The following is a 17480-nucleotide window of genomic DNA, read 5'->3' as shown; positions in this document are numbered from 1 at the left end:
AAAGAGTTTCCTTCAGAAGGATAAGTAGTTTTTCAAAGTCTACTTAACATCAACCTGAACTTTTTTCAGGTTATAGTACTTGAAGATCAAAAATTATTTTACTTCTGAAAAAGTTCAGAATAAGAGTCAAAAATGGCATTTTTGGAGCTTCTTTCTTTGATGTCCTCTTCACCTGAAAAGTGAGGAAAAGATAATCTTTTATATTTTTTAGAAAAGGATTATTTTATGGGTAAATCTACAGCTATGGAAAAAGAAGCGCTGGAATTTGCCCGTAAGGCGCATGGAGACCAGCAGAGGAAGTACATTGAAGAGCTTTACATAGAACATCCAAAACGCGTGGCAGAACTCGTGCGCACGGTTCCACATTCTTCTGAAATGATATGTGCGGCTTACCTTCACGATGTTGTGGAAGATACTCCTGTTTCCCTTCAGGACATTGAGCGAAAGTTTGGGCGTAAAATAACGACACTGGTAGAAGAACTCACAGATGAGTATACCAAGGAGAACTACCAGCATTTAAACCGGAAAGCACGGAAGAAAAAAGAAGTTGAACGCCTGGCAACAATCAGTCCTGAGGCAAAAACTATTAAACTGGCTGATGTTATCGATAATACCAGGGACATCCTGGTAAACGACCGGAATTTCGCCCGGCGCTACATTCCCGAAATGGAAGCTTTGACTGAAGCCCTGCAGGGCGGAAATTTCAAGCTGCTCATGCGTGCATGTTATGAAGTGCAGCAGGGAATATTGGAACTGAATTTAGAGCGGGAAAAACCTCTTCAGAAATAAAGAAGAGGCTGTCTAAAAGCTTGCTTTTACGTCAACCTGAACTTGTTTCAGGTTCTCATCATTTTTGAATTTCAAATGAGTAAGATTCTGAAATAAATTCAGAATGACATTTTAAAGCTCTTAAACAGCCTCTGCTATAATAGAAAAAGTGAAAGTTTACTAATCCAGACCACCTTTACGGGTTGGGGAACGCGGAGTTGGCCATTCCTGTGGCTCCCCAGTTCTTGGATGGTTTCCAAGCTTAATTTGCTCCCTGGAAGTCCGCTCTGGGTCTTCACTCGCCATATAGGCTAAAACTGCAGTGAGAATGACATTATTTCTCACATCATCAAATACGATCTTATCATAAGTGTCGCGATTGGTGTGCCAGGTGTAATTCCAGTATGACCAATTTAAAGCACTCAGGTTAAAAGCCGGTGCACCTGCCGCTACAAAAGAAGCATAGTCAGATCCTCCACGGCCGGGACTTCCAGGGAAATTGGTTTCAATATGATCTGCAACCGTGTCTGGAACCTTCGAGAGCCAGTCCCCCAGATAATCATAGGCGTGCAAAAAGCCGTTTCCGGAGATGTTTACCACTCTTCCCGTTCCATTATCCTGATTGAAAACCGCCTGCACATTGGCGACTATTTCGGGGTGGTCTTCTACAAAAGCACGAGAACCGTTCAAGCCCTGCTCTTCACTACCCCAAAGCCCAACAAGAATCGTTCTTTTTGGGTTAGGATATACTTCTTTTAAGATACGTGCAGCTTCCATCATGACAATAGTTCCTGTTCCATTATCGGTAGCACCGGTGGCACCATCCCAGGAATCGAAATGAGCTGAAAGAATTATATATTCTTCAGGCTTTTCTGTTCCTTTTATTTCTGCAATTGTATTAAAAGTTGGAACTGTCCCAAGATCTTTGGATTGAGCTTCTACTTTTATTTGAGGTTTGTTTCCGCTTTCTGCCAGTCGATATAGCATTCCGTAGTCTTCGAGAGAAAGATCAAGCGTTGGCACCTTTTTACTATAGGCTCCAAATACTTTATTCACACCAAAGCCACGTGACCAGTATGAGCTGATGATTCCCACGGCACCGGCATTCTCCAGTGCTGCAGGCAAGGTGCGAGAATTATATCCCATATTTCTAAATTTTTCCCTCCAGGCGTCCTCCTGTGCATCGCGCTCCTTCTTCATTTTCTCAAAAGAAGCTTCAGTTGCAAATTCTTCCCAGTTGTAATCTGGTCTTCCTGTTGGCTGATTCATGGAAATCATTACAAACTTCCCTTTTACATTAGGAAGCCATTTTTGAAAGGACAAAGAATCTGTAACTTCCGGAAGAGTGATAACTTCAGCAGTTACCGGCTTTCTCCCTGTGGAAGGGCTCCAGGCGAGTTGTCTTCCTTCCAGGCTTTGAATCCTTGGATGAACCATGTCTATATGTGTAATACCGCGTTCCCAGCCGCGCCATTCCCCCCACTGCTGTTTTTCCGCAGAGATGTTCCAGCTTTCAAATTTCTGAACTGCCCAGTTGTGAGCACGGTTCATTTGCGGCGTCCCTACAAGACGGGGCCCTACCACATCGAGTAGTTCATGGGCAAGTTCTTCAAGTTGTGAGTTTTCTTCAGCTTCATTGACGATGTTATCAATGACCTGCTCATCTTGCGCAACTACTAAATTTCCTGCCAAGAGAAAGCACAAAAGGAGTTTCTGAAAATGTTTTTTCATAAGTTTTATTTTATTGGATGGATTACTTTTTTCAAATATATCAATAATTCACTTTGAAAAAATGTAGCTGTTCCAGCTTTCTTGAAGAATTCCTGACTAATTTTCATGTATAGGACGGAATGGCGTAAATTTCTTTTTTAAAGAAAATATTATTACTTTACTATTTATCAGGCGTATAGAGGCATTTTCGGGAATATCTGAAGAAATTTTTAATACTGGTATCCCACTGTACGGTCTTTGCACAGATAATCTCAAAATAATATTTAAATTTTGTGTGGGATCTCTAAGTAGATCCGGAGAGAGCAAAAAAAGTAACCGAAAAAACAAAACAATGAAAGTATTAGTTATTGGAGCGGGAAACATGGGCCTTACCTATGCAGAAGGAATGGCATCCTCTGCACTACTCAACAGGAAAAAGCTGATGATCTTTGATGTTTCCCCCGAAAAAATAATTTCATTAAAAGAAATGTCACTTTTCAATGTCTTCGAAAATCTGGAGGATTGTCTTCCAAAAGCGGATATTGTATTTATTGCCGTGAAGCCCTACCATAGTGAGGAGCTTTTTGAGCAAATGAAAGCCATGGTGAACAAAGACCAGATCATTGTATCCCTAATGGCAGGGGTGACCATTGAAACCATACAGGAACAACTGGGAGTACAAAAAGTGGTGCGAACTATGCCAAACTTACCTGCACAGGTAGGAAAAGGAGTGACTTCTTACACCGAATCAAAAGAAGTATCCAGGGTGGAATTGCTCATGATCCGAAATCTGCTGGACACGACGGGAGAATCAATACGTGTCAAAAATGAGAATTTTATCGATGCTTCTACGGGAATATCGGGGAGTGGTCCCGCTTATGTATTCTACTTTATGAATTCAATGCTGGAAGCAGCTCGAAAAATGGGCTTTTCAGAGAATGATTCTAAGGTACTTGTAAGTCAGACGTTTGAAGGCGCTGTTGAATTGTTCAATAAAAATGACCTTTCCCCTACGCTTTGGATGGAACGTGTGGCTTCCAAAGGAGGAACCACCCGTGCAGCTCTTGACTCTATGGATGATAATAATGTAAAGGAATTGATCAAGGAAGCGGCTTATGCGGCCTTTAATCGTGCAGTAGAACTGGGCGAAGAAGATTAGAGGGTTTTGAAATAGAATAAGTACAACCGGCTTTGTTGAAAAACATTGCCGGTTTTTTTATGAAGACCTATTAAAAAATGATCATTTAAACTGGAATTTTTATTTCAACAGTCGCCGGAAGATCTAAAAAGAATTCCGACAGGGTTCTTATCCACCAACCAATCGAATTTTTGAGTCTAGTTTCTTTGGGTTAATAGCACCCCCACAAATACGATTACAATACCCACAACATCTGTTGTTATGATTGAATCACCAAAAGCCATCCACCCCATGAGCATAGTGACGGGTGGCCCCAGATAAAATAAACTTGCAACGCGGGTAGCATCAAGTCTATCAATCAAACTCCACATCAATATATAAGCTCCAAGAGAGACACCTACAATTAACCACAGCATGGCATATACGAATTGAGGTTTCCATTGGGTTTGGAAATTCTCTAAAAAATAAGCCGGAAACAATAAGACCAATACCGTAGCAAAACTTTGATAAAAAAGAGTTTGGTCTAATGGCAATTTTGCACTGTCATTAGTAATTTCCATCCTTCGTTGAATAAGAGTAGCTATTGTAATTCCTATCACCGAGCACAAAGGAATCAAATAACCAAAAATAGATCCTGAATTCCCGTCACCTATGCGGAAGCCTACAGTGACGGCTACACCTACAAATCCGGCTATTAAACCCCACCATTGATATGTTCCAGTTTTTTCACTGGTAACATATCCTGAAAGTGCTCCTGTTGCTAATGGCTGAAGGGCTACCACCAGGGCCACAATTCCTGCAGGAACTTCATTATCTAAGGCAAACAGAACGCAGGTAAGCCACACCCCATGAGCCAAAAAACCAATTAGCATATTTAATGAAGCAGCCCTGAAGCCAATCCATTTCAATCGCTTTCTCAAGATTAGGTATACTGCAATAAGCAGAGTAACGGCGAGGTAACGCCAAAAGATCAAGGTAAAAGGACCGGTATAGGGGAGGCCGTATTCAGCACCTATAAACCCGGAGTTCCATAACAATACAAAACCAATGCTTAGCAGAATTATTTTTTTCTTCATCTCACCTGAAGGTATTCACTGATACCTGTTTTATGTAGAATACAGGTACGGTTAGTAATTCAGAAATAACTTATTTCTGACTTAAGAATACTAATTTAAGGTTCAGAGATTCATTTGATTATTATAGTTCTACCAAAATTTTATTAATAATTCATGAAGAGCCGAGGGCAATTTTAGAAGATAGGTTGCTCCTTAGAGTTTCTATGTACTATTTCAGCCTCTCTTTTAAATCTGATGTCGAACCCGTATAAAAACGATTCAGTTTTTCTGAAAATAAAATGTAAACTGAATACAAAGCCGGACTTTAAAAACAAAAAGGCCAACCTCAATGGCTGGCTTTATTTGCTCCCCCTCTTGGGCTCCCCTCGACTACGCTCGGGATAAACTTCTCGCCCAAAAATAATTCAACAAAAAAGCCGACCTATGGCCGGCTTTTAGAAAGCTCCCCCTCTTGGGCTCGAACCAAGGACCCTCTGATTAACAGTCAGATGCTCTAACCAGCTGAGCTAAGGAGGAATTTCAATATGTCTTTAGTGATTTTAAAAGGCCACTAACAACCTTTAAATTTTGCTCCTCCTCTTGGGCTCGAACCAAGGACCCTCTGATTAACAGTCAGATGCTCTAACCAACTGAGCTAAGGAGGAATGTCGCAACCATTTTTGCGGTTGCAAATATAATGTAATTTTTGATTTCCGCTAAATTTTCAGATAAAAAAGTAAATAAAAATTACTTCTTTTTTTGCCATTTTTGAACCCATAGCACAAACAAAATCACAAACCAAATTATTTACCTGCTGCTGCGTTCACAATTCCCATAATTAATTTCAGACTGGTATTGCTCGAGGTAGTCAATAATATATTCGGCAGTTGTCTTTTCATAGGTTCTAACGGGAGCACCAAAATAAACCGGATAAACATTTGATATGTAATCATTCAGTGCCACGGTAAGGAGCATATCATCTGCCAGTACCTTTCCCGAGGAATCTCGAAAAACAGTATTTCCATTACGCCTTTCCATTTTTACCCCGGAATATGCCAGCGCAGGTGCATCGCCGGAATCAAAGAACGTCTTAAGTTCGCCTACAGTCATTTCAAAGGTATCCAGTCCATTCCCAAACGGGTCTATGGTATAAATATCAAATGGAGTGATGCTTCCGTAATCCAGCCCCGCTCTTATTCCGCCGTAATTCTGAAACACAAGATCTGCACCGGTAATAGTTCTGAGCGCATCAGTATAAAAACAAGCAGTTTCAGCATAAGTATGATCCTGAAGAGAAGTTCCTATCTCCACAAAAAGCTCGGGAATATTGTTATATTCTGAAATTTCTTCCTGTAAAGCTTCATCAAGAATTTCTATTTCATTAAGATCAATCAATTCGTATTCATAGTCAAGAATTTCACCATCTCTTACGTCTAAAGACAATTTGGTAAGATATTTTAGATCAGACCCCGATTGTACCATATACCTTCCGGCTACCTTTTCGCTGTAAACCATGTGATTATGGCCGCCAATTACAAGGTCAATAAAATCATGTTGCTGAAGGATTTGCCGGTCACCGTATTGCCCGTAATGCGTTAAAGCCACCACTAAATCGGCATTTTTGACATCTTCATTATCCTCATACGCTCCCACAGCTTCCACTCCTTCAGAAAATTCAAGTCCGGTGACCTTTTTTGGATGGGTAAGCGGAGTATGATCTGGCGAGCCAGTTTCCACAACTCCAATAAAAGCTATATTAAAACCGTCTTTTTCGATATTCACCTGTCCTTGCGGCATATTCAGTTCTCCGGAACCTTTACTTACATTAGCTAAAAGGAATGGAAAAGAAGCCTGTTCCATCCGATTATTTAGAATTTCCTGGCCGTAATCAAATTCATGGTTCCCTATTACACTTACATCCATCCCTGCTTTTCCCATAAGATCTACAATAGGAGAACCTTTCTCGGGATGATAGTCTACAATTGGATTTCCGGAGAAAATATCTCCTCCACAAACGAAAAACACCTGAGATTCGGTTTCTTTCTCTTTTTCAATAACAGCTTTTATTCGTGCAAAGTTGTTGATCTTGCCATGAGGATCATTTATGGAATAAATTACAATAGATTCTGCAGCAGCTTTTTCAAAAACAGCTGTAATATCTTTGTTCTCATTGAAAATTACTTCGGCAGGATTATCACTTCCCGAAAGATCTCCCTGCCAGGAAACAAACCTGTAACCGTTTGCAGGTTGCGCATGTAATTCCACCTTTGCACCGGACTCATAATTTCCTTCTGAAGGAGAAACAACACCGCCTTCTGCCGGCTGTACTTCTGTAGTTAAAGCAAATTGGTCATTAATCGAAGTCTCATCTTTTGAACATGAAACCAGGAAGAAGAAAATAAAAATGGCTTTAAAATATTTCATAACAGTTCTAATAAAACAAAGCTGAAAACATGCACGTTTTCAGCTTTAATATTATCGGTTTTATTCTCAGATTATTCAAACAACCAGCGGTATAGATCATTTCCGTTTGCAAAAAGCACCAGGGCAATTAGTATGAAAAAGCCTACCATTTGCGCGTATTCCATGAATTTATCATTCGGTTTTCTTCCGGTGATCATTTCATACAGAAGGAAAGTCACATGTCCTCCATCTAAAGCAGGAATAGGAAGTATGTTCATAAATGCTAGGATAATGGATATAAATGCTGTTGTACCCCAAAATGACTGCCAGTTCCAGGAATCAGGGAAAAGGCCACCAATGGCTCCAAAGCCACCCACCTGGGTTGCGCCTTTTTTGGTAAACACATATTTAAATTGTGCCACATAGTCGTGTAAGGTCCAGTACCCATAACTAAAACCTTTTTCTATACTTTCTCCTAAACTGTAAGTTTCGAACTTTGGAGTGATTTCGCGATCTATATAAAAACCTAAATTTCCTTCTTCATTAGGAGTGATATCCATAGTCTGGAATTCGCCTCCTTCGAGGTTTCCTTCAGGATTGACAGGAATGCTCTCAAACTGTCCTTCTCTTCTTATTACCAGTCTAACTGGCCCATCAGTGGTGTTTTGCACTTCTCTGGTAAGTTCGTGCCAATAACCAATTTCAATTTCATTGACAGAAACAACTTCATCTCCTGGTTGTAGTCCTGCAAGTTCGGCGGGGCTTCCCGGCTGTATGGAATCTAAAACAGGTCGTTCAATTGGCACAAAAGGCTGCATCACGCCTTGCTGAAACATTTGTGATCCTATATCTTCAGGAATTGAGATGGTTTCTTCTTCCCCGTTTTGATGTAAAACAGTAATACTCGAAACATCCCTTAAAAAAAGGTGCTTGTTGATATCGAGACTGTTCCTGAATTCTTTATCATTTACCTCAACTATCCGGTCGCCGTCTTCAAAGCCGTATTCTTTAAAAGTATCTGCCACGGCAAAACCGTTGGGCATATCTTCGGCACCTACATAACCGCTACCCCAAACAAATAAGATCATCATGTAAATAACAAATCCCAGCACGATATTAACAGTTACCCCGCCCAACATAACAATTAGACGCTGCCATGCCGGTTTACTTCGAAATTCCCAGGGCTGTGGCGGTTGAGCCATTTGCTCCTTGTCCATACTTTCATCAATCATCCCGGCGATTTTCACATAACCCCCAAGCGGAAGCCAGCCCATGCCGTAAACCGTATCCCCTATCTTCTTCTTAAAAAGAGCAAATTTCACGTCAAAAAAGAGAAAGAATTTCTCTACTTTGATCTTGAATATCTTCGCTGGAATAAAATGCCCCAGCTCGTGAAGTACAATAAGAATTGATAAACTGAGAAAAAGTTGTATTGCTTTTATAAAAAACGGATCCATAGTCATAATTAAAATCGCACAAAAGTAACCTTTTAAAGTCTCCTAAAAAAGTATAAAATCAGCCGGCTATCCAGGAACATATAATTTAAAACGCTCCAAAACTGCATAATTGATTTTTAGAGTGTAATTTTGCTTCAAAATAGTGATTCATGTTGCAATTCTTTGCAAAATATAAATTCTTCGGAATTTTCTTGTTCGTCCTTTCAGCGGTGATCATCACCATTATTTATTCTATTCTATCACCCGAAGAAAGACTTCCCGTCTACCAACCCAGTATGGTAAACGCCGAACTGGTAGATAAAGATGTTCGGGAAGTAAGAAAATATCATACCATTTCAGATTTTAAGCTTGTAAATCAAAACGGTGATACCATAACACAGGATTTTTATAACAATAAGATCTATGTAGCCGATTTTTTCTTCACCACCTGCCAGTCCATCTGCCCTATCATGACAGATCATATGCTTCAGATACAAAAGAAGCTCGAAAATGATTCTGAAGTACTCTTGCTGTCGCATACCGTAATTCCGAAGGCAGACAGCGTTCCGCAGTTAAAGAAATATGCGCTGGAGAAAGGCGTAAATGATGAAAAATGGAATTTGGTGACCGGTGATAAAAAACAAATTTATGATCTTGCGAGAAAATCTTATCTCGCGGCTAAAAGTGAAGGTGACGGTGGCCCTTTTGATATGATCCACACCGAAAATTTTGTTTTGGTAGATAAAGAAAAGAGGATTCGCGGATTTTATGACGGAACCAATTCCGAAGCTATTGAAGATCTTCTTCATGATATCGAACTCTTGAAAAAAGAATAGTCAGAAATGCCATTTTTGGAACCTGCTCCTGATTATCATCAGGTTTCCGGGAAAAATAAGTCCTTTTAACCTTACAATTTTTTCTAATCCTGAATTTTACCTTATTTTTGCCTTGTTTAAAATCAATCTAAATAAACATTGAAAACTACGGTTGCCGATTTAAAGCGAGGTCAGCGAGGAATTATCCAGGAAATTTCCGCAGAAATTATTCCTTTAAAACTCCTGGAAATGGGATGCCTGCCCGGAAACGAAGTGGAACTTGTGCAAACGGCACCATTTCGCGACCCTATATACCTCAACATTAATGGCAGTCACCTGGCGATTCGAAAAGAAACGGCCGCTCAAATAGAAATAGAAATAATCCCCTAATAATATGGGCAAGCAGATTAATGTAGCCTTAATTGGTAACCCTAACACAGGAAAAACTTCAGTATTCAACCAGCTTACCGGTCTCAACCAGCAGGTGGGAAATTATCCCGGGATCACGGTGGAGAAAAAAGAAGGAATCTGCAAACTGCCTTTGGGTGTAAAAGCTCATATTCTCGATCTTCCGGGAACGTACAGTCTTAACGCATCTTCCATCGACGAAAATGTGGTAATAGAGCTGTTGCTCAATAAAAATGATAAAGATTACCCAGACGTCGCTGTTGTTATAAGTGACGTTGAAAATCTAAAAAGAAATCTACTTCTTTTCACACAGATCAAAGATCTTGGCATTCCAACAATTCTTGTGATCAATATGGCAGATCGCATGAAACGCCGCGGAATTTCACTTGATGTGCCGGACCTTGAGGAAAAACTAAAAACCAAGATTGCACTGGTAAGTGCCAGAAAAAAAACAGGTATTGAGGAGCTTAAAGAGCTCATTATAAACTATAAAAAACTTTCTACAGAGCCTTGTTTGAACGCTTCCTCCATGGATCCTGATTATTTTAACAGGCTAAGAAAAGCGTTTCCCAACCAATCACTTTATAAGCTTTGGCTGGTGATCACTCAAGACGTGAATTTTGGAAACCTCAACCGAAGGAACATTGATCAAAGCCAGGATTTTCGTACCAAAGACGAGGGCAGCCTTAAAAGGATGCAACAAAAGGAGACTATATACAGGTACAAATTCATCAATGATGTCCTTAAGAAGGCAATGACAGTAGATGCCAATGCCGCCAAAGGACTCCGCGCCAGTTTAGACCGCATCCTGACACATAAGGTTTGGGGCTATGTAATTTTTCTCAGCATTTTAATGCTCATATTCCAGGCAATATATGACTGGTCTAGTTACCCTATGGATTTTATTGATGCCTCCTTTGTATGGCTAAGTGAATCTCTACAGAATGTTCTCCCCGCCGGTTCGTTTACCAACCTGATAACGGAAGGAATTATTCCCGGGCTAGGCGGAATTGTAATATTTATTCCGCAGATCGCATTTCTCTTCCTGTTTATTTCCATTCTTGAAGAAAGTGGTTACATGAGTCGGGTGGTTTTTCTTATGGATCGCACCATGCGGCGTTTTGGATTGAGCGGAAAAAGTGTAGTGCCGCTGGTTTCAGGCACTGCCTGTGCAATCCCGGCGGTCATGGCTGCTAGGAATATTGAAAATTGGAAAGAACGGCTTATTACAATCCTGGTGGTGCCATTTACCACCTGTTCTGCCCGTCTTCCCGTATATCTTATTATCATTGCCCTGGTCATCCCCGAGCAATCGTTTTTCGGCTTTAATCTTCAGGGAATCACTTTGATGCTACTATACCTTCTGGGCTTTGGTATGGCTATATTTTCGGCCTGGGTGCTACATAAGATCCTAAATATAAAAACTAAGTCCTATTTTGTAGTGGAAATGCCTAATTATAAGTTGCCTATGGCAAAAAATGTGATCTACAATGTGATAGAAAAAACGAAGAGTTTTGTCTTTGGTGCGGGTAAAATAATCCTGGCCATTTCAGTCATTTTATGGGTACTGGCGAGCTATGGGCCGGGAGAAAACTTTGAGAATGCAGAGGAAATTGTGTCTCAAAAATTTAGCGAGACGCATCTACCGGCACAGGAACTTCAGGATAAAATTGCTTCTTATAAACTTCAGCATTCTTACATTGGAAAAATGGGACAGGCCATTGAACCCGTGGTGACGCCGCTGGGGTACGACTGGAAAATTGGAATTGCCATCGTTAGCTCCTTCGCAGCCCGTGAAGTGTTTGTGGGAACACTGGCCACGATCTATAGCGTGGGAAGTGATGAGGAAGAAACCATTAAAAACAGAATGGCTTCAGAAACTAATGAGATCCTTGGCGGACCTCTTTTCACTTTTGCCAGTGGGGTAAGTCTTCTGCTCTTTTATGCCTTTGCTATGCAGTGTATGAGTACCCTGGCAATTGTAAAGAGAGAAACGAATACATGGAAGTGGCCGGCTTTGCAGCTTTTATCTATGACGATCATAGCTTATATAGCCGCTCTGGCAGCATTTCAACTATTGAATTAAATTGTAAGGAAAGAATAAAGTAACGACTCAACGACCATGGAATTACTACAGGAAATATTAGTTTTTATAACCTTTGCCATTGCAGTAGGGTATATGTTCACCAAGTTCGTGTATAAACCCAAGTTTATCTTCGGAACAAAGAAATCATCAAAAGCCTGTGGAGACGGCTGCGGCACTTGTCATTGATCTCCCTTCTTTTCTTCCTTCACTTCCAAAGTAAGCGTGTAATCTGAAGGTTTTAGATTTCTTGATGTTTTTGGATAAGGTTTCAAAACCAATCCCACAAGAGAAAAATCTGCTCCTGAAAAAATTCGGTTTAAAGATGCCGAATCATTCCCTCCTCCTGAAATTATAATAATTTCTTCTCCGCACGATTTTCCTTCCTCAAATACCTCTACCAGAATTTTTGCTTCTCCAGCCCAAATACAGGTGACATCGGCAGGGCATCGGGAATCTGGAATAAGGTTTTTGAATTTAATTGACCTGTCTCCAAACTGCAGTAATTCACCCAATCCCAGAGTGGAAGCATAGCTTTGTACTGGAGTAGCATCCTGCGCCTGTACTAAGGGTGAGAAAGATATTAGTATTAACAAGAACAGGCTTTTCATACAGGAAATTTTATAATTCTTTATGAACAACAACAATTATCTAGCCAAGACCAACATCAAGAGTCATCATAATCATAAAACCTCCTATAAAACCAAGGGTTGCAACATCAGTAAATCTTTCCTGCTGAGATTCAGGAATTACTTCTTCCACCACTACAAAAATCATGGCACCCGCTGCAAAACAAAGAGCGTATGGCAATACCGGCTCAAAAGTCATCACCGCCCATGCGCCAAGTACAGCCGCTACCGGCTCAACAATGGCTGATAACTGACCGTAATTAAAGCTCTTCCATCGGCTTAACCCCTGTCCTCTCAAGGGCATCGCAACGGCAAAACCTTCGGGAAAATTCTGCAGACCAATACCCATCGCCAACGCCACAGCACCACCAATACTGGCACCTTCAAGTCCCATTGCAGCACCACCAAAAAGTACACCTATGGCCAAACCTTCGGGAATATTGTGCATAGTAATGGCCAAGGTTAAAAGAACAGACCTGTGCCAGGGAGTCTTCACCCCTTCTTTGTCACTCATTTTAAAGTTAACATGAAGATGGGGCAATACCTTGTCGAGACCAAAGATGAAAAGCGCACCAAGACCAAAACCAACCACTGCAGGAACCACTTTTTCAAAACCTTCGCCAGGGCTCATTTCTATTCCTGGAGCCAGCAGGCTCCAAAAACTTGCAGCTACCATGACGCCGCCGGTAAAACCCAGCATCCCATCAAAGAGGGCACGGTTCATTTTTTTGAAAAAGAAGACAAGAGATGCACCTGTTGCCGTAAGTAACCAAGTGAATAGTGTCGCCAAGAAAGCTGCTAAAACAGGATCTAATTCTTCGAAATAAGTAATGATATTTTCCACGCTGTATTATTTTAAATGAAGGTTTTCTGAAACCTCTAATGAAATTTTTATTTTCTTTTCGCCCACTTCGATAAGCATAGATTGATCAAATTCTTCTTTTTCAAGGACCAGGATCTTTTGTCCCAAGGAAATTTCGTGCTTGTCCAGGTACTGTAGAAATTCTGCTGAAGAATCTTTCACCCCAACACAAACACCAGCTTCTCCTTTGTCCAGTTCTGCAAGTATCCTTTGGTTGGAAACTGTAAACTTTCCTTCGGCGGTTGGAATGGGGTCCCCATGTGGATCCCTGGACGGGAAGTCTAGGAATCTATCAAGTTCCTGGATAAGCTTATCAGACCGTATATGTTCCAGCTGCTCTGCCACTTCATGAACCTCATCCCAGGAGAAGTTGAGCTTTTCTACCAGGAAAACTTCCCATAATCTATGTTTCCGAATGATTTCAACAGCCGCCTTCTTACCCAGCTCGCTTAATTTCACGCCCTGATACCTCTTATATTTTACAAGGTTTTTATCTGACAGCTTTTTCACCATATCGGTGACCGAAGATGCTTTTGTCTCCATTCCCTCTGCCAATGCATTTGTAGAAACACCTTTTTTATAAGCCTGTTCCAGGTGAAAAATGGCTTTGAGATAATTCTCTTCAGAAAGACTGAACATAAATCACATGATTAATTCCTAACAAGATACGAAGTAACAAAAATAATTTTTAGGTTCATCTAAAAATTCAGTTAAAGCGTAAAAATTATGGTTTCATTTCATTTTTCAATCTAGCTATTCATTGCAATTCTTCAGAAGTAGGGATAAATTTAAAATCCTCTTTCTTTCTGAATCTTTTCATAGGCTTCCTGCACTTTTCTGAATTTCTCTTCTGCTCCTTTAATGTAAGCTTCATCCATATGCTGAATTTTATCTGGATGATATTTTTTAGCCATTGTGCGAAACGCCTTTTTAACTTCAGCGTCGGTAGCAGATTTATCAATTTCCAAAATTTTATAAGCATTATCGGCACTTTTAAAGAACATCGCCATAATACTTTCAAAATCCTTTGCAGTCACTCGAAGATAACCCGCAATCTCCCTAATAGTTTTGGCTTCAGCCTCACTTACTCTACCATCTGCATTAGCTATTCCAAACAGGAAATGGGTCATTTGAAGCCTCGCAGGATATTGTGTACGGGAAGCCAGGTACTGCGCAATTCTCGATGCAGAAAGTTCCCGTTTCTTAATTACATCATTAAAAGTCCTGAAAATGGCATTTGCACGTTCCTTTCCATAAGCCTGCACAAAATAATTACGCACATAATCGAGCTCAGTGCGAGAAACATTACCATCTGCTCTAATTACAATAGCCGAAAGGGAAAGCAGGTGCAGCTCAAAATCGCCGGGTGAAACCTTTGGTTCACCTCCAAGACTACTGTAAGAAACCCGGGAAGAAGTTAAAAGGTCTATAAGACTTCCAATGATAAACCCAATGATAGCACCACGGAAACCCAAAAACATGAAGCCGACAATTGCGGCCATCCATTTAATCATGGCAGAAAATTTTACCCGGCAAAGATAACATTTTATCCCCGCTTTCATAGAGACCTAAAACGCAAATAGTGTGATCCTATAAAGCCATAGTTATAAGCTTTCAGAAATTTATATAGCTGAAGTTTATTTGATATCTTTGTGAATTCAAAGATTTTATAATAAAAAACTTAAAATATGTATCCAGCAGATTTAGTTAAGCCAATGCGTGAGGATCTAACCAGTATTGGATTTGAAGAATTGCACACCGAAGCAGATGTTGATGCCGCAATTGCAAAAAAGGGAACTACCCTTGTAGTGGTGAATTCCGTTTGTGGGTGTGCAGCTGCAAATGCGCGTCCTGGCGCAAGAATTTCACTCCAAAACAGCAAACGTCCAGACAATCTTGTGACCGTATTTGCAGGAGTAGACAAAGAAGCCACAGATAAAGCGCGTGGTTATATGGTGCCTTTCCCTCCTTCTTCACCTTCTATGGCTTTATTTAGAGATGGTGAACTGGTTCATATGCTGGAAAGACATCATATTGAAGGGCGTCCTGCAGAAATGATCGCAGAGAATCTTGCAGACGCATACAATGAATTTTGCTAAAAAATCATTTTTAGCATTTGAAAAAGCCGCTTTTGAAAGCGGCTTTTTTGATGCCCATTTTGGTCCATCATCTTCTATTTTTCCTGAAAGAAGCTCCTGAAATCAATTTCTTTTCTTTGTTGCCGATAAAAAAATAATTCGTGAAATTGCAGACCTGTTTGCAAGAGTACTCTAATGAAAATGATCAAAAAAATTGTTTCCTATCCCTTATCGGTAGTTTTCTATATTTTCTTCTTTTTAACGCTTCTCGTTTTTCATATTATCCAATGGATTAGCCTCAAATTAGGAGGATATGAAGCACATAAAAAAAGTGTAGATGTCTTTAATTTTTTCCTGCTACGCTGCCTTAATGTACTTGGCACTACTTACAGTTTTGAAAACCCTCATAACATTCCGCTTGATAAACCCTGCATTTTTGTGGCAAACCACCAGGGAATGTACGACATCCCGCCAATCATCTGGCACCTGCGAAAGCACCACCCAAAATTTGTAAGTAAAATTGAGTTGGGAAAAGGCATTCCTGGCATTTCATACAACTTACGCCACGGTGGAAATGTGCTTATTGACAGGAAAAATCCGCGGGAATCTTTAATGAAGATGTCAAAATTCGCAGAATACCTTAACAAGCACAATCGCTCTGCCGTTATCTTTCCCGAAGGAACCCGCAGCCGAACCGGTGCTCCTAAAAAATTTGCTGTCCAGGGGTTGCAAATGCTGTTCAAAAAAATGCCCGAAGCAACCATAGTTCCCATCACCATTAACAACAGCTGGAAACTTTTCAGGTATGGCAGCTTTCCCATGGGAATCGGCGTCAGCCTCCATTTCAAAGTACACGAACCGGTAGCAGTCGCTTCCGATGATCCTGCAAGTTTGGTAGCACAGGTAGAGCGCACAATTACTGCGGATATTAAATAAATCTGATAAGAAAATGTCATTTTTGGAGGTTCAGCCTTCAATAGATTACAAAATATGAGCAACTCTCAAATAATAGAAAGCACTATCGTTTTTGTGAAGGAAACCCTGCAAAATGCTGAAGGCGGACACGATTGGTTTCATATTCAGCGGGTTTACAATAATGCCCTGGAGATCGCAAAAGGGGAAAATGCAGACGAATTTGTAGTTGCGCTGGGTGCCTTGCTTCACGATATTGCCGATTCCAAGTTCCACAATGGTGACGAAAGTGTGGGACCGCGTATTGCGGCTGACTTTTTAGAGAAGCAACGGGTAACTTCCGAAGTAAAAGATCATGTCATCAAGATCATTGAAAACATCTCTTTTAAAGGCGGTAATGAAGCTCAAAAATTCACTTCTCCGGAATTAAATATCGTGCAGGACGCCGACCGACTGGACGCCTTGGGGGCTATTGGTATTGCCCGAACCTTCAACTACGGCGGATTTAAAGGACGTCCTTTATATGATCCTGCCATTCGACCTAATCTAAACATGAGCAAGGAAGAATACAAAGCATCTTCTGCTCCAACAGTGAACCATTTTTATGAAAAGTTGTTCCTGCTAAAGGACAGGATGAACACCAAAACCGGAAAACAAATGGCTGAAGAAAGACATGAGTTCATGGAGAAATTTCTGGAACAATTCTTTAAGGAATGGGGAAGTTAGAAAGTTCTCTTAGTCTGTTGCTTCAAAAATGAGGTTTTTACTGCCATTTCTTAAGGTCAAGATTGAACCTTCTATAACCATCCGGAACTTTGAACGCTCCTCTCTTTCATCAAAAGCCATTCTCAGGCTTTCATAAAATTTTTGTCCCCACTCGGTCTCTGTGACTTCTGTAGTATAGGAGTTACTTAAGAAAAGACTATCTCTTGCTACCGTGTAATCGCCACCAAACTCATTCGCTTCTGTTCTTCCCGTATAAACGTCATTTTCAAAGCTTATGGTGATTTCCTCATCGTTCGGCGAATTTTCTATAAACCCATCTTCAATACGTTCCAGTTTCCAACTACCGTTAAGAACCGTTGCTGTATCATCTTCTTTTGAACAAGCGCAAAGAATAACCAATAATAAAGTAAACAGCTGCAATTTTTTCATTTCTGGCAGTTTTACCTATAATATAACA

Annotated in this window: 19 protein-coding genes and 2 tRNA genes; 9 read left to right on the top strand and 12 right to left on the bottom strand. The window is 40.5% G+C overall.

What is annotated here, in order from left to right; genetic code table 11:
* The first annotated feature begins 225 nt into the window (after positions 1–225).
* Positions 226–789 (top strand): HD domain-containing protein, encoded by a 564-nt coding sequence (locus tag ACOV1Q_RS02805; protein WP_424492919.1) that lies wholly within the window; start codon positions 226–228, stop codon positions 787–789.
* Positions 790–948: 159 nt separating this feature from the next.
* Here the strand turns inward: ACOV1Q_RS02805 and ACOV1Q_RS02800 are convergent, their stop codons facing one another.
* Positions 949–2499 (bottom strand): M20/M25/M40 family metallo-hydrolase, encoded by a 1551-nt coding sequence (locus ACOV1Q_RS02800; RefSeq protein WP_424492918.1) that lies wholly within the window; start codon positions 2497–2499, stop codon positions 949–951.
* Positions 2500–2773: 274 nt separating this feature from the next.
* On the opposite strand from ACOV1Q_RS02800, the gene proC reads away from it, so the two are divergent.
* Entirely contained in the window at positions 2774–3637 is an 864-nt protein-coding gene (proC, locus tag ACOV1Q_RS02795) for a pyrroline-5-carboxylate reductase (protein ID WP_424492917.1), read from the top strand.
* 176 nt (positions 3638–3813) lie between these two features.
* Here the strand turns inward: proC and ACOV1Q_RS02790 are convergent, their stop codons facing one another.
* The 6 genes from ACOV1Q_RS02790 to rseP form a co-directional block, all read right to left on the bottom strand.
* On the bottom strand, positions 3814–4692 hold the full coding sequence (locus ACOV1Q_RS02790) for a DMT family transporter (protein WP_424492916.1): 879 nt from the start codon (positions 4690–4692) through the stop codon (positions 3814–3816).
* A gap of 208 nt (positions 4693–4900) precedes the next feature.
* Positions 4901–4987 (bottom strand): GIY-YIG nuclease family protein, encoded by an 87-nt coding sequence (locus ACOV1Q_RS02785; protein ID WP_424493385.1) that lies wholly within the window; start codon positions 4985–4987, stop codon positions 4901–4903.
* Positions 4988–5134: 147 nt separating this feature from the next.
* Positions 5135–5208: transfer RNA gene (locus tag ACOV1Q_RS02780), tRNA-Asn, on the bottom strand.
* Between the two features lie 54 nt (positions 5209–5262).
* Positions 5263–5336 (bottom strand) — tRNA-Asn (locus tag ACOV1Q_RS02775).
* A 142-nt stretch (positions 5337–5478) separates the two neighbouring features.
* Positions 5479–7095: an InlB B-repeat-containing protein gene (locus tag ACOV1Q_RS02770; RefSeq protein WP_424492915.1), complete on the bottom strand. Its 1617-nt coding sequence runs from the start codon at positions 7093–7095 to the stop codon at positions 5479–5481.
* A gap of 71 nt (positions 7096–7166) precedes the next feature.
* On the bottom strand, positions 7167–8531 hold the full coding sequence (gene rseP, locus ACOV1Q_RS02765; protein ID WP_424492914.1) for an RIP metalloprotease RseP: 1365 nt from the start codon (positions 8529–8531) through the stop codon (positions 7167–7169).
* A 149-nt stretch (positions 8532–8680) separates the two neighbouring features.
* Here rseP and ACOV1Q_RS02760 point away from each other — a divergent pair, with 149 nt between their 5' ends.
* From ACOV1Q_RS02760 to ACOV1Q_RS02745, 4 genes are all read left to right on the top strand, one after another.
* Positions 8681–9346 carry an SCO family protein gene (locus tag ACOV1Q_RS02760; protein WP_424492913.1) on the top strand — a complete coding sequence of 222 codons (666 nt, stop codon included), beginning with the start codon at positions 8681–8683 and terminating at the stop codon, positions 9344–9346.
* A gap of 138 nt (positions 9347–9484) precedes the next feature.
* Positions 9485–9715, top strand: a complete 231-nt coding sequence (locus ACOV1Q_RS02755; protein ID WP_424492912.1) for a FeoA family protein — start codon at positions 9485–9487, stop codon at positions 9713–9715.
* Positions 9716–9719: 4 nt separating this feature from the next.
* A complete protein-coding gene (feoB, locus tag ACOV1Q_RS02750; protein ID WP_424492911.1) occupies positions 9720–11819 on the top strand; it encodes a ferrous iron transport protein B in 2100 nt (699 codons plus the stop codon).
* A gap of 36 nt (positions 11820–11855) precedes the next feature.
* A complete protein-coding gene (locus ACOV1Q_RS02745; protein ID WP_424492910.1) occupies positions 11856–12005 on the top strand; it encodes a hypothetical protein in 150 nt (49 codons plus the stop codon).
* Here the strand turns inward: ACOV1Q_RS02745 and ACOV1Q_RS02740 are convergent.
* The 4 genes from ACOV1Q_RS02740 to ACOV1Q_RS02725 form a co-directional block, all read right to left on the bottom strand.
* Positions 11999–12412, bottom strand: a complete 414-nt coding sequence (locus ACOV1Q_RS02740; RefSeq protein WP_424492909.1) for a hypothetical protein — start codon at positions 12410–12412, stop codon at positions 11999–12001. The genes ACOV1Q_RS02745 and ACOV1Q_RS02740 overlap by 7 nt on opposite strands.
* A gap of 55 nt (positions 12413–12467) precedes the next feature.
* Positions 12468–13289: a ZIP family metal transporter gene (locus tag ACOV1Q_RS02735; protein WP_424492908.1), complete on the bottom strand. Its 822-nt coding sequence runs from the start codon at positions 13287–13289 to the stop codon at positions 12468–12470.
* A 6-nt stretch (positions 13290–13295) separates the two neighbouring features.
* Positions 13296–13946: a metal-dependent transcriptional regulator gene (locus ACOV1Q_RS02730; protein ID WP_424492907.1), complete on the bottom strand. Its 651-nt coding sequence runs from the start codon at positions 13944–13946 to the stop codon at positions 13296–13298.
* Between the two features lie 149 nt (positions 13947–14095).
* Complete coding sequence (locus ACOV1Q_RS02725; protein WP_424492906.1) at positions 14096–14821, bottom strand: TerB family tellurite resistance protein; 726 nt, start codon at positions 14819–14821, stop codon at positions 14096–14098.
* Positions 14822–14995: 174 nt separating this feature from the next.
* Between ACOV1Q_RS02725 and ACOV1Q_RS02720 the strand changes: the two genes are divergently transcribed.
* The 3 genes from ACOV1Q_RS02720 to ACOV1Q_RS02710 all read left to right on the top strand — a co-directional run bounded on the left by ACOV1Q_RS02720 (position 14996) and on the right by ACOV1Q_RS02710 (position 17023).
* Complete coding sequence (locus ACOV1Q_RS02720; RefSeq protein WP_424492905.1) at positions 14996–15406, top strand: BrxA/BrxB family bacilliredoxin; 411 nt, start codon at positions 14996–14998, stop codon at positions 15404–15406.
* Positions 15407–15589: 183 nt separating this feature from the next.
* Complete coding sequence (locus ACOV1Q_RS02715) at positions 15590–16321, top strand: lysophospholipid acyltransferase family protein (protein ID WP_424493384.1); 732 nt, start codon at positions 15590–15592, stop codon at positions 16319–16321.
* Positions 16322–16375: 54 nt separating this feature from the next.
* Positions 16376–17023: an HD domain-containing protein gene (locus ACOV1Q_RS02710; RefSeq protein ID WP_424492904.1), complete on the top strand. Its 648-nt coding sequence runs from the start codon at positions 16376–16378 to the stop codon at positions 17021–17023.
* 9 nt (positions 17024–17032) lie between these two features.
* On the opposite strand, the gene ACOV1Q_RS02705 is transcribed toward ACOV1Q_RS02710, so the two are convergent.
* Entirely contained in the window at positions 17033–17452 is a 420-nt protein-coding gene (locus ACOV1Q_RS02705) for a lipocalin-like domain-containing protein (RefSeq protein ID WP_424492903.1), read from the bottom strand.
* Between the last annotated feature and the right edge of the window lie 28 nt (positions 17453–17480).

It is taken from the genome of Salinimicrobium maris, from assembly GCF_049680855.1.
In the GTDB taxonomy this organism is placed as follows: Bacteria; Bacteroidota; Bacteroidia; order Flavobacteriales; family Flavobacteriaceae; genus Salinimicrobium.
Note: the sequence above shows the minus strand (reverse complement) of the source record. Positions and strands in the feature narration are given on the sequence as shown.

Bases quoted from the DNA above. Each gene is read 5' to 3' on its own strand.
- ACOV1Q_RS02730 (WP_424492907.1), bottom strand. From the start codon at position 13,946: ATGTTCAGTCTTTCTGAAGAGAATTATCTCAAAGCCATTTTTCACCTG.
- rseP (WP_424492914.1), bottom strand. From the start codon at position 8,531: ATGGATCCGTTTTTTATAAAAGCAATACAACTTTTTCTCAGTTTATCA.
- ACOV1Q_RS02720 (WP_424492905.1), top strand. From the start codon at position 14,996: ATGTATCCAGCAGATTTAGTTAAGCCAATGCGTGAGGATCTAACCAGT.
- ACOV1Q_RS02760 (WP_424492913.1), top strand. From the start codon at position 8,681: ATGTTGCAATTCTTTGCAAAATATAAATTCTTCGGAATTTTCTTGTTC.
- ACOV1Q_RS02705 (WP_424492903.1), bottom strand. From the start codon at position 17,452: ATGAAAAAATTGCAGCTGTTTACTTTATTATTGGTTATTCTTTGCGCT.
- ACOV1Q_RS02770 (WP_424492915.1), bottom strand. From the start codon at position 7,095: ATGAAATATTTTAAAGCCATTTTTATTTTCTTCTTCCTGGTTTCATGT.
- feoB (WP_424492911.1), top strand. From the start codon at position 9,720: ATGGGCAAGCAGATTAATGTAGCCTTAATTGGTAACCCTAACACAGGA.
- ACOV1Q_RS02790 (WP_424492916.1), bottom strand. From the start codon at position 4,692: ATGAAGAAAAAAATAATTCTGCTAAGCATTGGTTTTGTATTGTTATGG.
- ACOV1Q_RS02745 (WP_424492910.1), top strand. From the start codon at position 11,856: ATGGAATTACTACAGGAAATATTAGTTTTTATAACCTTTGCCATTGCA.
- ACOV1Q_RS02710 (WP_424492904.1), top strand. From the start codon at position 16,376: ATGAGCAACTCTCAAATAATAGAAAGCACTATCGTTTTTGTGAAGGAA.
- ACOV1Q_RS02725 (WP_424492906.1), bottom strand. From the start codon at position 14,821: ATGATTAAATGGATGGCCGCAATTGTCGGCTTCATGTTTTTGGGTTTC.
- ACOV1Q_RS02805 (WP_424492919.1), top strand. From the start codon at position 226: ATGGGTAAATCTACAGCTATGGAAAAAGAAGCGCTGGAATTTGCCCGT.
- ACOV1Q_RS02800 (WP_424492918.1), bottom strand. From the start codon at position 2,499: ATGAAAAAACATTTTCAGAAACTCCTTTTGTGCTTTCTCTTGGCAGGA.